General features: G+C 70.9%; 17 protein-coding genes and 1 tRNA gene. 3 read left to right on the forward strand and 15 right to left on the reverse strand.

Annotated elements, in window-relative coordinates:
- Window positions 1–3 precede the first annotated feature (3 nt).
- Together nrtL and ABZ883_RS25700 are read right to left on the reverse strand one after the other, a co-directional pair.
- Window positions 4–981 (reverse strand): ArgS-related anticodon-binding protein NrtL, encoded by a 978-nt coding sequence (gene nrtL / locus ABZ883_RS25695; RefSeq protein ID WP_360909905.1) that lies wholly within the window; start codon window positions 979–981, stop codon window positions 4–6.
- Between the two features lie 66 nt (window positions 982–1,047).
- Window positions 1,048–1,506 (reverse strand): response regulator, encoded by a 459-nt coding sequence (locus ABZ883_RS25700; protein WP_360909962.1) that lies wholly within the window; start codon window positions 1,504–1,506, stop codon window positions 1,048–1,050.
- Window positions 1,507–1,686: 180 nt separating this feature from the next.
- On the opposite strand from ABZ883_RS25700, the gene ABZ883_RS25705 reads away from it, so the two are divergent.
- Window positions 1,687–1,758 (forward strand) — tRNA-Arg (locus ABZ883_RS25705).
- 218 nt (window positions 1,759–1,976) lie between these two features.
- Here the strand turns inward: ABZ883_RS25705 and ABZ883_RS25710 are convergent.
- The 13 genes from ABZ883_RS25710 to ABZ883_RS25770 form a co-directional block, all read right to left on the reverse strand.
- The gene (locus tag ABZ883_RS25710) at window positions 1,977–3,350 is read right to left on the reverse strand and encodes a site-specific integrase (RefSeq protein WP_360909907.1); all 1,374 of its coding nucleotides are present in this window, start codon (window positions 3,348–3,350) and stop codon (window positions 1,977–1,979) included.
- Entirely contained in the window at window positions 3,347–3,520 is a 174-nt protein-coding gene (locus ABZ883_RS25715) for a helix-turn-helix domain-containing protein (protein WP_360909964.1), read from the reverse strand. Before ABZ883_RS25715 ends, ABZ883_RS25710 begins: the two co-directional genes overlap by 4 nt.
- Window positions 3,521–3,531: 11 nt before the next feature.
- On the reverse strand, window positions 3,532–4,923 hold the full coding sequence (gene repSA / locus ABZ883_RS25720; protein WP_360909909.1) for a replication initiator protein RepSA: 1,392 nt from the start codon (window positions 4,921–4,923) through the stop codon (window positions 3,532–3,534).
- Window positions 4,920–6,449, reverse strand: coding sequence for a DNA cytosine methyltransferase (locus tag ABZ883_RS25725; RefSeq protein ID WP_360909911.1), 1,530 nt, complete (start codon window positions 6,447–6,449; stop codon window positions 4,920–4,922). The genes repSA and ABZ883_RS25725 overlap by 4 nt, the downstream gene beginning before the upstream one ends.
- The gene (locus ABZ883_RS25730) at window positions 6,443–6,640 is read right to left on the reverse strand and encodes a hypothetical protein (protein WP_360909913.1); all 198 of its coding nucleotides are present in this window, start codon (window positions 6,638–6,640) and stop codon (window positions 6,443–6,445) included. Before ABZ883_RS25730 ends, ABZ883_RS25725 begins: the two co-directional genes overlap by 7 nt.
- 91 nt (window positions 6,641–6,731) lie before the next feature.
- Window positions 6,732–7,049 carry a SpdD-like protein gene (locus ABZ883_RS25735; protein WP_360909914.1) on the reverse strand — a complete coding sequence of 106 codons (318 nt, stop codon included), beginning with the start codon at window positions 7,047–7,049 and terminating at the stop codon, window positions 6,732–6,734.
- Between the two features lie 11 nt (window positions 7,050–7,060).
- The gene (locus tag ABZ883_RS25740; RefSeq protein WP_360909916.1) at window positions 7,061–7,216 is read right to left on the reverse strand and encodes a hypothetical protein; all 156 of its coding nucleotides are present in this window, start codon (window positions 7,214–7,216) and stop codon (window positions 7,061–7,063) included.
- A 12-nt stretch (window positions 7,217–7,228) separates the two neighbouring features.
- Window positions 7,229–7,420 (reverse strand): mobile element transfer protein, encoded by a 192-nt coding sequence (locus ABZ883_RS25745; RefSeq protein ID WP_319159126.1) that lies wholly within the window; start codon window positions 7,418–7,420, stop codon window positions 7,229–7,231.
- Between the two features lie 5 nt (window positions 7,421–7,425).
- A complete protein-coding gene (locus ABZ883_RS25750) occupies window positions 7,426–7,605 on the reverse strand; it encodes a hypothetical protein (RefSeq protein ID WP_360909918.1) in 180 nt (59 codons plus the stop codon).
- Window positions 7,606–7,620: 15 nt separating this feature from the next.
- Window positions 7,621–8,298: a DUF2637 domain-containing protein gene (locus ABZ883_RS25755; RefSeq protein ID WP_360909920.1), complete on the reverse strand. Its 678-nt coding sequence runs from the start codon at window positions 8,296–8,298 to the stop codon at window positions 7,621–7,623.
- An 85-nt stretch (window positions 8,299–8,383) separates the two neighbouring features.
- Window positions 8,384–9,745: an FtsK/SpoIIIE domain-containing protein gene (locus ABZ883_RS25760; protein ID WP_360909922.1), complete on the reverse strand. Its 1,362-nt coding sequence runs from the start codon at window positions 9,743–9,745 to the stop codon at window positions 8,384–8,386.
- A 3-nt stretch (window positions 9,746–9,748) separates the two neighbouring features.
- The gene (locus tag ABZ883_RS25765; RefSeq protein WP_360909924.1) at window positions 9,749–10,099 is read right to left on the reverse strand and encodes a hypothetical protein; all 351 of its coding nucleotides are present in this window, start codon (window positions 10,097–10,099) and stop codon (window positions 9,749–9,751) included.
- Between the two features lie 140 nt (window positions 10,100–10,239).
- Window positions 10,240–11,019 (reverse strand): GntR family transcriptional regulator, encoded by a 780-nt coding sequence (locus ABZ883_RS25770; RefSeq protein WP_360909926.1) that lies wholly within the window; start codon window positions 11,017–11,019, stop codon window positions 10,240–10,242.
- Window positions 11,020–11,037: 18 nt separating this feature from the next.
- Here ABZ883_RS25770 and ABZ883_RS25775 point away from each other — a divergent pair, with 18 nt between their 5' ends.
- Both ABZ883_RS25775 and ABZ883_RS25780 read left to right on the forward strand, forming a co-directional pair.
- Window positions 11,038–11,505: an NUDIX domain-containing protein gene (locus ABZ883_RS25775; RefSeq protein WP_360909928.1), complete on the forward strand. Its 468-nt coding sequence runs from the start codon at window positions 11,038–11,040 to the stop codon at window positions 11,503–11,505.
- Complete coding sequence (locus ABZ883_RS25780) at window positions 11,502–11,735, forward strand: e9imm peptide (protein WP_360909930.1); 234 nt, start codon at window positions 11,502–11,504, stop codon at window positions 11,733–11,735. The genes ABZ883_RS25775 and ABZ883_RS25780 overlap by 4 nt, the downstream gene beginning before the upstream one ends.
- The last annotated feature ends 220 nt before the right edge of the window (window positions 11,736–11,955 follow it).

Consider the following 11,955-nt stretch of genomic DNA (forward strand, 5'->3'; position numbering starts at 1 on the left):
CTGTCACAGGTGTCGGGGGGCGCTGATGCCGAGCAGGGTCAGGCCGTTGGCGAGCACGGTCCCGGCGGCGTCGGCGAGGGCCAGCCGGGTGCCGTGAACGGCCGAGGGTTTCTCGTCGCCCTTGGGCAGCGCGGGGCACGTGTCGTGGAAGCGGAGGAAGGCGTCCGCGGTGTGCTCCAGGTGCCGGGCCAGCCGGTCCGGCGCGCCGTGCCGGGCCGCGGCCTGCACGGTGCGGGGGAAGTCGGCGATCAGGCCGAGCAGTTCGGCCTCCGCGGGGTGGCAGAGGTCCTCGGTCGCACCGGGGCCGATGCCCAGATCATGGGCGTTGCGCAGCAGGGCCCGGGCCCGGGCGTGAGCGTACCGGACCCGGAACAGGGGGTTGCCCTCGCGCTGCGCGAGGTGCTCGGCGGGGCCGGTGCGGGGGGCGTCCTCGGCGGGCGGGCGCAGCAGGGCCCAGGCGGTGGCGTCGGGGCCGAGGGTGCGCAGGAGGTCGTCCGCGGATTCGCGCACGGGGTGCGGGCGGCGGGCGGGCGGGGCGATGCCGGTGGCGGCGTGGAGCCGGTACAGGGCGGCGGCGAAGGCGGCGGCGCGGGCGTCGGCGTCCGGTGCCTGGGGGGCGGGGATGGGGTGGTGCCCGATGCCGTAGCGCGGGCCCTGCTCGCGGACGAGGCCGACGAGGGCGTCGTAGGACTCCCCTTCGAGGGTGATGTTGAGGAACCCGGGGTGGGCGACGTCGACCCGCGCGATGCCGGGGAGGGCGGTGAGGTGGCCGCGGATGACGTCGGCGACGGCGGGGGGCGGGGTCCCGGTGAGGGGGGCCAGTTGCAGGGCGACGTTGGTGGCCCAGTCCCCGCATCCGGGGCGGGGCGGCCGGCGTACGACGACCCGGTCCGGGACGGGCCCCGCGAGGTGGAGCTCGCCGGCCTCGACGGCACGGCGCACCGCGCTCAGCACGGTGCGGGAGAGCTCGGCGGGGGTCACGTCGGCAAGCCTAGGCGAGGAGGGGGGTGACCACGCGAACCGGTTTCACCCTTCGGGCGCCTTCGGTCAGGCGCTGCCGGGACGGGCGGCGGGGGCCTCTTCCTCTTCTCCGGTCCGGCCGGGGCCGGCGGCGAGGGCGCGGACGACACGTACCAGGTCGGCGGGCTCGAACGGCTTGCTCAGGAAGGCGTCCACGCCGGCGGCGACACCGCTCTCGACCTCGGCCTGGGTGCAGGCGCTGATCACGACGATGCGGACCTCGCGGGTGCGCGGATCGGCACGCAGGCGGGCCGCGGTCCGTATCCCGTCCAGGCGCGGCATGACGACGTCCAGGGTGACGACATCCGGGCGCACGCGGTGCACGACGTCCAGGCACTCGACACCATCGGCCGCGGTCACGACCTCGAAGCCCTCCAGCTCGAGATTGACCCTGATCAACTGCCGGATGACCTTGTTGTCGTCGACCACAAGCACCCGGCCGGACGCGCCCGGCACACAGCGAAGCCTAGGCGCGCGACATGGGATGCGTCCGCGTTTTCCCCACTTCTTCCCCGGACCGGGGGACGGGGGGTGGGGGTGCCGACGCGGGCCTGACGCCGGATGGGCGCGGGGCCGACGCGGGCCCGACGCCCCGGGAAACCCTGTACACGGTCACCCCCTGCGTACTGGTAAGGTTTCACCCGTCACCGCCGAGGCGGACGACACGCCCCCGTAGCTCAGGGGATAGAGCAACGGCCTCCGGAGCCGTGTGCGCAGGTTCGAATCCTGCCGGGGGCACCTCGCACGAGGTGCCAAAAGACCCCGCCACCAGCCAAGACGCTGAGTGCGGGGTCTTTGCGTATGCGCAGGCGTGTGCCGCCGAAAGTGGGCGTAGGACGGGGTCTGTGGACAGTACGTGGACAGGATCTTGAGCCATCGGCCCAGCTCAGCCCCCGAAAAACGGCGAAGGCCCCCGGACAGGTCCAGGGGCCAGGATCGCAGAAGTCCGCGGGGCGTCACTCGTACTCGCGCAGCAGGTCCTCAATCCGGCGGTTGGCAACCTCCTGCCGGCCGTCGATGCACTTGGCGTACCGACTCAGCAGCACCTCCACGCTGTTGCCCGCCCGTTCTGCAACCTCGGTGGCGTCCACGCCGGCGTTCAGCCAGGTCGACAGAGCCGAGTGCCGCAGGTCGTACGGGCGGCGCGCGAGGGGCGACACAGCCACGGCCGGCGGCAGCGCCAGTAGCCGAGCCTCCTGCCAGGCGCGGTAGTAGGAGGACGAGGAGACCACTCCCCCGCCCTCGCTGAAGAACAGACGCCCGTCGCCGGCGGTCCCGAAGATGTCGAGGTGTTCCCGGAAGATGGCCACCAGCTGCGGGGGAAGCGGCACCCGCCGCACGTCCTCAGCCGGCCGGTTCTTCAGCCCGCGGTCGTCGTGGCTCTCCCCGGAGTCGGTCCACTGCTTGCCGACGCTGGGACGGGTGCGGTGGAGCAGGGCGGAGCCCCATCCGGTGGCGGGCAGGGTGAGGTCCGTGTCGGCGAGGCCGACCGCTTCGGCCGGGCGCAGGCCCCCGAAGTACATCGCGGCGAACAAGCCGACCAGGCGCCGGCCGCGGGCACGCCGGTAGCCGCCGATGTACGACACGGAACACAGCAGGGCGCGCGCCTGGTGAGGGTTGGCGACGACCCGGGGATCTACCTCGCTGGAAACCTTGGGCTTTTGCCACCGAACGCCAGAGAGCGGATTCTCAGGAAACACGCCCAGGTCGACCGCGTAATGCATGGCGTTGACGAGCGTCCGTCGCTTTCGACGCACCGTCTCTGCAGCAGCGGCAGTACCGTCCAATTTGAGCTTGAGGGAATCGAGCACGGCACGACCGATCACCGGGTCACCGAGATCCGCGAGCGGCCTAGACGCCTTGGATACCCAGTGAAGGGCGTTGACGATCTCCGCAGGTAGTTCCCGATCATTCGGCCCCGGGAGGACGAAAGCCCAGTTCCGCAGAGCCTTGCGGAGCAGTTCCTCCGGCGGCCGGCCGAGACGATCGTCCAGGAGCGCCACGGTGACCGAAGCCAAGGATTCATTGATCCCGACACGCGTGTTCGGCGCAGCATGCGGCCACTTCATAGCAAGGTACTTGAGCGCGAAGTCGTACCAGGTCAGCGTGGGCTTCTTCTCAGCCATAGACCCGGGGAGACCGCTGCCAGCATCGAACTCTTCGCCATCGTGGGCGGCCCGCAGAATCTTGGAGCGAAAATTCTCGGCGAGGCCTTTGGTCCGGAACGTATCGGAGAAAACCTGGCCACCCACGGACCAGCGCACGTTGTAGGACGGTGTCTTGGTGTTGCGCTTACGAACTGCCCACACCTTCACGTCGAGAGACTTCACGCGGCGGTCCCCTCCAGCCGGCGCAGCCACGCCATGAAGTCACTACGCCACACTCGGAGCTCCCCATTGGGCAGCTTGAAGGCATCGGGACCGTGCCCCAGTTCGCGCCAGCGGTAAAAGGTACGACGCGAGACGCCTCCCAACTCGGCAAGGATTTGCGGGACGGTCATCAATTCGTCCTTCACTCTGCGGCTCCTTCCAGTGCGAGTTGGTCGTGCAGGGCTTCTCGTGCGGTGTCGCGGTTGAGCTGGAGGTCCCGGGCGATCGTGGCGGCGAGGGCGGATTCGCCGGGGGTGTGACCGTGGCCGGCGTATTGCCAGTCGGCCAGGACCAGAACGGTGTCGGGTTCGACGGGCTCCAGGCCGAGATCCGCGTGTTCTTGGGCGGCGCGGTAGTCGGCGCGTTCCTGGCGCAGGGCACCGAGGGTGGTGGAGTAGGCGCGGGATTTGGTGGAGAAGTGACCGCGGAAGCCGAGCATGTGCGCCCAGGCCCACAGCCTCCGGTCCGGGTAGAGGTCGTCGAGGTCGCGGCAGGCTTGGATGAGGCGGCGGGCATGGTCGGGCACGCCGTGGCGGTCGAGTTCGGCGAGTTCGCCGATGCGGCGGTCGAGGGTGCCGGTGTTCTCGGCTGCTTTGGTGGCGTACTTGGCGACGTAGGAGGCGACGGCCTGTTCGGTGATGTCGGAGCCGTCCCCGAAGGCCTTCACGGGGCGGACGTCGAGCTGGGTGCCCCAGCGGAAGGTGCGGGCCGGTTGGTCGCCGGCGGCGGGGACGCTGACGCTTGTGTAGCCGTGGTGGGCGGCGGTGCGGATGGCGTCGGTGAGCAGCTGCACGGTGGCCCAGGACGGGGGCTCGGTGTCGGGTCCTTCGGGGCCGTCGAGGCGGATGACGGTGTGGAAGTGGACGGCGCCGCGCTTTTGGAACTCGGCGACCTTGCCGAAGGAGACCCGCAGGACCTCTGCCATGGCCCGCTGTGTGAGGCCGGCGCGGGCGGCGATCTCGCGGCGGAGCCGGTTGGTGAAGCGCTGCCACAGCTGCCCGGCATGGTTGTTGAACAGCACCGCCCCCGCGTAGTCGTACGACACGGGATTGAGCGCGGTCCCCAAAGCGGAATCGTCGGCCGGGTGCTGGGTGCCGCAGCGGCAGCGGCCGGTGTCGGGCCGGTTGTGCACGCGGCCGAAGGACGGGGCGGTGAGGGTGGCGAAGACCCGGGGGTGCTCGCGCACGGTGGCGGGGATGTCGCGGCGCTGGTCTCCGGCGAGGCCGGCGCGGATGAGGTGGTAGGTGTCGCCCGCGTAGGTCCAGGCGCAGGCCGGGCAGCGGGAGGCGCGGCGGTTGCCGCAGGCGATGCGGAGGCGTCCGCCGGGTTCGTTCTCGGTGCTGTAGTGGTGCAGGGTCTCGCCGGTGGTCTTGTCTTTGGTGAGGGTCCAGCCGGTCAGGTGGATGGGGTCGGAGCAGCCGCCGGTGCGGTGGATCTGGTCTTCCCAGCGGTGGAAGTCCGGGGCGCCGGCCACCCTCAGCAGGTCGCGGAGGGTGGTCGGGTCCAGGCCCGCCGGGGTGGCGGTGTCGGTCATGCGCGGCCCCGTTCCAGGACGGTGCCGGTGATGGCTTCGACGAGGGCGGAGACGAGGACTTCGGCGACGGGGGGTGTGACGGCGTTGCCGTACTGGCGGACCTTCTCCCGCTTGTTGCCCAGGACGGTGTAGGTGTCGGGGAAGGCCATACCGCGGCCGATCTCGTCGGGCTCCAGCATCCGGAACAGCACCGCGTCCAGGTCGACGGCGGGGCCGTTGACCAGGGCGTAGCGGTCGCGGGTGGTGAGGGTGCCGACGGGCTCGCGGACGGTGTGGGCGGTGCCGGTGCCGTAGTAGGGGACGAGGAGGGTGTCCCAGTGGACGGGTTCGGGGGCGGTGACCAGGCCGTGGTGGTTGCCGGAGGCGGTCACGGTGGCGAGGGCGTCGGTGACGGGGCGGGCGTCGCTGGAGCCGCCGCGCAGTTCGGCGATGAACGGCAGCCAGGCGAGGCCGGTTTCGGTGCGGGCGGTCTGGGTGCGCAGCGGGTCGCCGGCCGGGGCTGCCTGCTTGCCTTCCCTGCCTTCCACCGGCACCAGCAGCGGCGGCACCGCGAGGGCGTCGTTCTCCCGGGTGGTGCGGGTCGGCAGCGGTTCGGTGACCGGGGCGGGGTCGGTGCGCCAGGTCCCGCCGGCCGGGACGGTGACGGGGAGGGCGTAGCGGTCCAGGCCCGCTTGGATGCGGGCGAGGGTCTTCGGGGACAGGCCCTTGGGGCGGTCGGCGATGGGGGTGCCGGGGCGGGTCCAGTCGATCGCCACCGCGGCTGGCAGTACGCCCGGTTCCACGACCGAGTTCCGGCAAGCTACCCGGGGGCAGCGGTAGACGTACTGCTGGCGGTAGCGGCCCATGTCCCGCTGGGGGTTCTTGAACGACTGCACCGCCGTGACGGTCTGCTCGCACCGGGGGCACCAGGCGGTGGGGCGGAGCCAGCGGTCCCAGTCCGGGTCACGGCCCAGGTCGGCGCGCCAGTAGGCGAGGTAGAGGCGGTCGCGGGACTGCGGCGCGGGTGCCATAACGGCCGGGCGGGCGTGCATGGAGTTCAGTGCGATCAGCCGGGTGCGGTAGCCCAGGGCGCGGATAGCGGCGACCCATTCGGTCCACCGGAACCAGGCGCGCACGTCGATGACGTTCTCCACCACCCCCGCAAGGACGGGCTTTCCTCGTGCGGCGCAGGCTTCCAGGTAGCGGGGGACGTCCCACATCAGCGCGCGGGAGCGGTCGGTCGCGGCGTCGGGGAGGGTATCGCCGAACAGGTCGGGCTGGGCGTCGAAGTCGCGTCGCTTGCCCCGGGCGTTGGACCACTGCGGGCACTCCGGGGAGGCCCAGAACAGGTCGGCGGCCGGGAAACGGGCCACGTCGGCGTCGTGCAGGTCGCCCAGGAAGTGATCCGCCCCGGGGAAGTTCTTGGCGTGGGAGGCGATGGCCTTGTCCCAGTGGTTCGCGGCCAGCACCGGACGGACACCGGGTACGGCGGCGGCGCCGGAGGAGGAGCCGCCCGCACCGCAGAAGAAGTCGACGTAGGTCAGCACGGCACACCCGCTTTCACCGAAGCCGGGGCGGCGGCCGGCCGGGCCGTGCCGGAGCCGGAGCAGGCAGGGCAGGTGACGCGGAGGGTGGCGCGGGTGCCGTCCGGGAGGCGGGTGCCGGTGGTGATGGCGACGACGGGGAAGCCGTCGCAGGCCGGGCAGATCCGCGGCGGGGGCGGTGTGGGGTGGGTCATGATGGGGGTTCCTTCCGGATCTCTGGTTCGGGCAGGGACACGGCTCCCGGGACGGGCGATACTTGGCGGTTGAGGCCGCCCCGGGGGCCGGTCAGCGCTTGTGCTGACCGTTGAGCATCGAGCGCAGGACCACGGCGCAGACGGCCACCGATGCGGCGGTGACGGCGACCGCCAGGAGCAGCGACACCAGGACCGTGCCGACGACCAGCACCACCGCCGTGCCGCCACCGACGAGCGCAACCAGAGCGCCCGGGGTGAGCTGGACGACGGGCCGGGACGACACCGGAGCAGCCGGAACAGGCGCGGGAGCCGGGGCCAGGGCGGACGGCACAACGGCGGTCGGCTCGACGGGCAGTGAGATGGTGACGCCGGTCGGGGTGGGGTTGGTGGGGATCTTCGGCCGAAGCATGAGGGGTCTCCCTACTTGATGACGGTGTCGATGACGGGGGCGAGGAGGCTGTCGGCGATGAGGTAGCCGCCCAGGAGCAGGACCAGGACGAGCCAGAGCGGTGGGCGGATGAGTTTGCAGCCGAGGTAGCCGACGATGATCAGGGCGAACCAGAGCGGGACGTCCACGGGCGGGGTCTCCTATCGGGCCGTACAGCGGTGGGTGCGAGCGGCCAACTGGGCGGCGGATTGGCTGGAGTAGTCGGCGGACCAGCCGCAGCGGTCGTTGGTGCACACCGCGGCGTGCTTCGTCTGGCCGTGCCGGTCGCGGTGGGTGCCGATCTGAACGGGGCCGATCCGCATCACGGAGTGAAAGAAGTCGCGGGCGGGCATCGGGGTCAGTCCTCCTGTCCGGTGAAGTCGCCGGCGTGGTCGGTGAGCCACTGCCGGATCTCGGGGTGTTCGTCGTCGGTGGCCTGGTTGATCGCGTCCTCGCCCAGGCGCATGGCGTCCACCAGGCGGTGGTTCCGGGTGAGTTCGGCGGACCGTTCCAGGGCGGCGCGGATGTGCGGACGCATTGCGGTGTTCTCCTGTCAGGTGAGATGGGCGGCGATGGCGTCGGCCAGCTGAGCGGGGACGCCGAGCCGGACCCGCAAGGTGTCGGTGTCAATCGCGGTGCCGGTCCGGGTGTGGTGGTCGTCCGCAACCTTCCGGGCATGAGCGACGAGTGCGGCCGGGACCGGTGGAGCGGCCGGCGCAGACGCAGGCTGTGAGGCGGGCAGGGCCGGGACGGGCTCGGCTGCGGCGACGACTTCCGGCACCGGCGCGGGCTCAGGGGCTCGTTCAACGCTGGCCACCTCGGTCACGTCGGGGGCCGGGGCTTCCTGGCGTTCTTGGGCGGGGCTTGGGGAGTGGACGAGGAGAGTGCCGCCGAGGAAGGCCAGGGCGGGCCATCCGGCCACGAGGATGCTCAGCCAGTCGGGCACGTGGTCCAGGTCGAGCAGCCCGGCAGTGGCGATGTTCGCCCCTAGGGATGCGGTCAGGGCCGTGGCGAACCAGAACCACGCAGCCCGCACCGGTTCACCGCTGGGACGGAGGGAACGGAGCTTTCGCCAGGCGGCGACGAGGAGCAGGTCGACGCTGATGGGGTAGGCCCAGGCTTTCCAGCCGTCCTGCCCGGCAGCGGCGGCGAGGTCGTGCAGGTGGGCGAAGGACAGGGCACCGGCGATCACGGCCTGTACGAGAACGGCGTCCACGCGGAGCTTGGGCATCGTCGGTCTCCTTCCTGGTTTTCGGCATGGGAGGGGTAGGGACGTGGCGCGAGGCGGGCGCGCCGGCCGTTGGGGCGGGGAGGGATCAGGCCGCGGCCGGGGCCGTTGTCTTGGTGGCCGGTGCCGTTACCGAGGTGAGGTGGACGGCCAGGGCGGGCCGGAAGGGTGCGAGTTCGGGCACGTCGGGGGTGTTCTCGGCGTGCCGGTTGCAGGCGTTGACGGCCTGGCGCAGCGTGGTGTGGGGGGTGCGGATGCGGGCCCAGCCGCCGGTGGAGTCGCCGGTCACGGCGATGCCGGGGGTGTCGGGACGGATTTGGATGGCGGCGAGGACGGCGTCGGGGGCGATGTCGCCAAAGGCCATGTTCGCGGAGGGTTCGTCGTTGACGCGGTGGGCGGTGCGGCCGGTGAGCTGGGCACGGAGCATGGTGATGCCCTTGCCGAGTTCGGAGCCGAAGCGCTGTCCGCAGATTTCCAGGTAGATGCCGGCGGCGCGGCCGAGCTGGGCAAGGCGGGCGAGGGCGGTGATGATGCGGTCGCGGCGCTTCTCTTCGTCCTTGGTGGTGAACAGGGCGAGTTCGGCGACCTCATCGACCAGGACCACGACCGGGACTGGGCGCAGGTGGTCGGGCAGGTCCCAGATGTCGGCGGCGATCTCCGCATCCGCTACGTCGGCGGTGATCCGCTGTTCGGCGCGGATGAGCTGGTAGACGGCCTCCATGCGGTCGATGAGGGCGTCGAGGAGATCGGCGGCGGTGTCGGGGTTGTCGGCCAGGGCGGAGAAGCGGCGGGCCAGCGGGAACAGCTCCACACCCTGCTTGCAGTCGATCCCGACCAGGGCGACGTCCTGCGCGGCCAGTTCGGCGACCAGGTTGCGCTGGTACACCGACTTGCCGGACTTGGTGGCGCCGAGGGTCAGGGCATGGGGAACGGTGCGGTAGTCGCGGTAGTGGACGGAGCCGTCTTCGCGCAGGGCGACTGGGACCCGCATCGGGGTGCGGTCGATCTTCGCGGGCATCTGCACCCGCTTGAGGACGTCGTATCCGGTCATCCGCAGCTCAACGACGCCCGAGCGCAGCTCGCGCGAGGTGACGCCGTACATGCCGAACGAGTGCCGCAGCCGGTCGCACGAGGCGGCGACGTCGAAAGCGTCCTGTCCCGGGCGCAGTCCTAACCGCACTACCAGGCCGGTACGGGTGGGGCGCAGCCGCAGGATGCGTGGGGCCCGCGAGTTGGGGGCGGGGCGGTTGGTGGCCCGTGCGAGGGCCATGCGCCAGCGGGACGGCGGCACGGTCAGCCCGCACGCCTCTATGACCGTGGTGTAGCGGACGAGGACCCGCAGGACGGCGAGGGTGACGCCGAAGGTCAGCCAGTACCAGGCGGGGCGCCGCCACCGCAGGATCAGCGCGGTGGCGACGACCAGCAGCAGCGCGACCGTGAAGCGGGTCATGGCTCAGGCCGCCTTCGCGGTGCCGGCGGCGAGCGAGGTAACCGCGACCGCGCGGAAGCTGATGCCGTGGCGGCGCTGGCCGTTGAACTCGTTCTCCCACGGCCGGGCCACCAGACCGGTGATCGCGACCGGGGTGCCCATCACCAGGTCACCGGAGATGCCCGGCTCCGGGACGGTCACCGACAGGATCTCGACCTCGCCGTTCGCCGCGAACATCACGTCCACGGTCATCATCGTCGCGCCGGTCTCGGCGTCGGTAGCGATCTCACCCGTGCGGCGGTCGCGGACCTTGGGCTGGGGCGGCTGGGCGACCATCACGGTGGCGGCGGAGGTGTCGACGGGGATCTGACGCACAGAAGATCACTCCTCTATAGAGGCTTCGACTCAGTCACTCATGTATAGGAGTGACATGAAGAAGAGTGCCCGACTCCTATACATGAGTCAACCCGCCGCGAAGAGGAAATCACGGCGGGCTGGGCGGAGTTGAGCGAGCGTCAGTCGACGGCGGGGATGCGGTAGGTGAAAACGAACTGGTCGGCGGCCATGAGCGTGTCGCACGCCTCCACGACCCGGCCGTCCACGGTGACCGCGTTCCGGATGAGGTGGATCACCGGCGCACCGGGGCTGAGTGCCAGTTCTGAGGACTCTGCCTTGGAGGCGGGCCGGGCCTGCAAGGTCTCGACGTACTCGGCGAACTCGTGCCCGTGGTCCTCCAGTCTCGCGTAGATGCCGCCGCCGCCCGGGTTCTCGGCGAACAGCTCGGGGATGTCCTTCGCGACGTCCCACGGCAGGTACGAGGTAGCCGTCTCGACCGGGGTGCCGTTGCGGAAGTAGAGCCGCCGCCGGGCCAGCACCTTGGCGCCGGCCTCCACACCAAGCCGCTCCGCGATGTCCTCGGGAGCCTCCACAGGGCCGATGTAGAGAACGCTGACCTTCGCCTCGGCACCGGACTGCTCGGACTCGGCCAGATACGCGGCCTTGCCACCCCGACGGAGCGAGCGACGGAAGCGATCCGACGACCGATGCCGCACCGGCGGGCGGTCCTTGACCGTCGAGCCCTTGCCGTGACGCGTCTCCACCAGGCCGCTCGCGCGGACCTCCGTCATCGCCCTGCGGATCGTGCCACCGGAGACGCCGTAGCGGTCCATCAGTTCCGACTCACTCGGCACCGTGGCGCCAGGCTTGAGAACACCCTGCCGGATCTGCAGAACGATCTCATCGGCGATCTCCACGTACCGAGGCACCGACTTCTCCCCTCCTACCGCGGTTCCCATAGTCCTTCTCAGCCTCCTATGCTCCTGTACATGAGTAAATCGCAGGGGCCCGCACCGACGCCAGCGCTGCACTCGGTATCCGTGGCCGGAGCCGTAGTGCGCGAAGACGGCCGGCTCCTGGCGATCCGCCGTGCAGACAACGGAACTTGGGAACTCCCCGGCGGCGTCCTGGAACTGGACGAGACGCCCGAGGCCGGCGTCAGCCGTGAGGTCTGGGAAGAGACCGGCATCCACGTCGAGGTCGACCAACTCACCGGGGTCTACAAGAACACCACCCGCGGCATCGTCGCCCTGGTCTTCCGCTGCAAGCCCTCCGGCGGCACCGAACGCACCTCCGACGAGTCCACAGCCGTCGACTGGCTCACGCCCGAAGAAGTCACAGAGCGCATGTCCGAGGTCTTCGCGATCCGCCTCCTGGACGCCCTGGACAGTGCTGGCCCGCATGTCCGCAGCCACGACGGCAAGCGCCTCACCACGGTCCAATGAACGTCGAGCACAGCCGAAGGATGAGCCGCGACGAGGCAATACCCCTCGTCCAACGCCTCCTGACCGGCGACACAACCGACGAGGCGCAAGCCTTAGAGCTCCTGGCAGCCTTGGAGCGTGGACTGAGGTGCCCACACATCTCGGACTACATCTTCTGGGACTTCGACCCCGCACTCACCGCCGAGAAGGTCGTCGACCGAGCCATGGCGTACAAGCCCATCGCCCTCTGAACACCGTCGCAGCTCAGTCGAGGCTTGACGTCGGGTGATGCTTGACGACCGCCCTAGACGATCATGAAGCGATTGCAGCGCGGTAAGACTTTCCCTACTTCATCAAGGCGCTCCCGCCGCGCAGGGCGCGGCGGCGCGCGGCCCGGCGCCTCGGGCCGCCGCTCCTGTCTGCGCCCCGCTCCGGCCCGGCCGCCGGCCGCCCGCCAGACGGCGAAGGTTG

This window comes from Streptomyces sp. NPDC046977 (genome assembly GCF_040644455.1).
GTDB lineage: Bacteria > Actinomycetota > Actinomycetes > Streptomycetales > Streptomycetaceae > Actinacidiphila.

Excerpts from the sequence above, each read along its gene's own strand:
- ABZ883_RS25715 (WP_360909964.1), bottom strand. The coding sequence starts at position 3,520 with ATGACCGTCCCGCAAATCCTTGCCGAGTTGGGAGGCGTCTCGCGTCGT.
- repSA (WP_360909909.1), bottom strand. The coding sequence starts at position 4,923 with ATGACCGACACCGCCACCCCGGCGGGCCTGGACCCGACCACCCTCCGC.
- ABZ883_RS25730 (WP_360909913.1), bottom strand. The coding sequence starts at position 6,640 with ATGACCCACCCCACACCGCCCCCGCCGCGGATCTGCCCGGCCTGCGAC.
- ABZ883_RS25735 (WP_360909914.1), bottom strand. The coding sequence starts at position 7,049 with ATGCTTCGGCCGAAGATCCCCACCAACCCCACCCCGACCGGCGTCACC.
- ABZ883_RS25745 (WP_319159126.1), bottom strand. The coding sequence starts at position 7,420 with ATGCCCGCCCGCGACTTCTTTCACTCCGTGATGCGGATCGGCCCCGTT.
- ABZ883_RS25750 (WP_360909918.1), bottom strand. The coding sequence starts at position 7,605 with ATGCGTCCGCACATCCGCGCCGCCCTGGAACGGTCCGCCGAACTCACC.
- ABZ883_RS25755 (WP_360909920.1), bottom strand. The coding sequence starts at position 8,298 with ATGCCCAAGCTCCGCGTGGACGCCGTTCTCGTACAGGCCGTGATCGCC.
- ABZ883_RS25760 (WP_360909922.1), bottom strand. The coding sequence starts at position 9,745 with ATGACCCGCTTCACGGTCGCGCTGCTGCTGGTCGTCGCCACCGCGCTG.
- ABZ883_RS25770 (WP_360909926.1), bottom strand. The coding sequence starts at position 11,019 with ATGGGAACCGCGGTAGGAGGGGAGAAGTCGGTGCCTCGGTACGTGGAG.
- ABZ883_RS25775 (WP_360909928.1), top strand. The coding sequence starts at position 11,038 with ATGCTCCTGTACATGAGTAAATCGCAGGGGCCCGCACCGACGCCAGCG.
- ABZ883_RS25780 (WP_360909930.1), top strand. The coding sequence starts at position 11,502 with ATGAACGTCGAGCACAGCCGAAGGATGAGCCGCGACGAGGCAATACCC.